Origin of the sequence: Paraburkholderia sp. CNPSo 3281 (assembly GCF_024206515.1) — a bacterium.
GTDB lineage: Bacteria > Pseudomonadota > Gammaproteobacteria > Burkholderiales > Burkholderiaceae > Paraburkholderia > Paraburkholderia nodosa.
The window spans coordinates 1-606 of the sequence record NZ_JAMBPS010000191.1; the positions used below are offsets into that span (position 1 = coordinate 1).

Below are 606 nucleotides of genomic sequence, written 5' to 3' on the forward strand. Positions count from 1 at the left end.
CAAGTTCCTTTTTCTTTCCGAAACGGGGGCTAAATCGGTGCCGAACTGGGCGCTGCCCGACAACTTCAAGAACCACGGCAACTATGTCATCAGCCTCGCGAACGTCACGCGCTGGCTGGGCCAGCAGGCGGAAGCCCTGGGCGTGGAAATCTTCCCCGGCTTTCCGGCCGCCGAAGTGCTCTACAACGACGATGGCTCGGTCAAGGGCGTCGCCACCGGCAACATGGGTGTCGGCAAGGACGGCGAGCCCACCGAGAACTTCCAGCTCGGCATGGAGCTGCACGCGAAGTACACGCTGTTCTGCGAAGGCTGCCGCGGGCACCTGGGCCGCCAGCTCAACGAGAAGTTCAAGCTCGGCAAGGATTCGGATCCGCAGGTCTACGGCATCGGCATCAAGGAACTGTGGGAAATCGATCCCTCGAAGCACCAGCCCGGCCTCGTGATCCACACCGCGGGCTGGCCGCTCGAATCGGACACCTACGGCGGCTCGTTCCTGTACCACATCGACAACAACCAGGTGATGGTGGGCTTTGTCGTGGGTCTGGCGTACCAGAACCCGTATCTCTCGCCGTTCGAGGAATTCCAGCGCTACAAGACGCATCCGGA

The 606-nt window shown here is 61.9% G+C and carries 1 protein-coding gene; it reads left to right on the forward strand.

Annotated features, from left to right (window positions below; all coding sequences use genetic code 11):
* The coding region (locus M3I56_RS40860) for an NAD(P)/FAD-dependent oxidoreductase (RefSeq protein ID WP_254358724.1) at positions 1-606 on the forward strand (606 nt) is incomplete at both ends.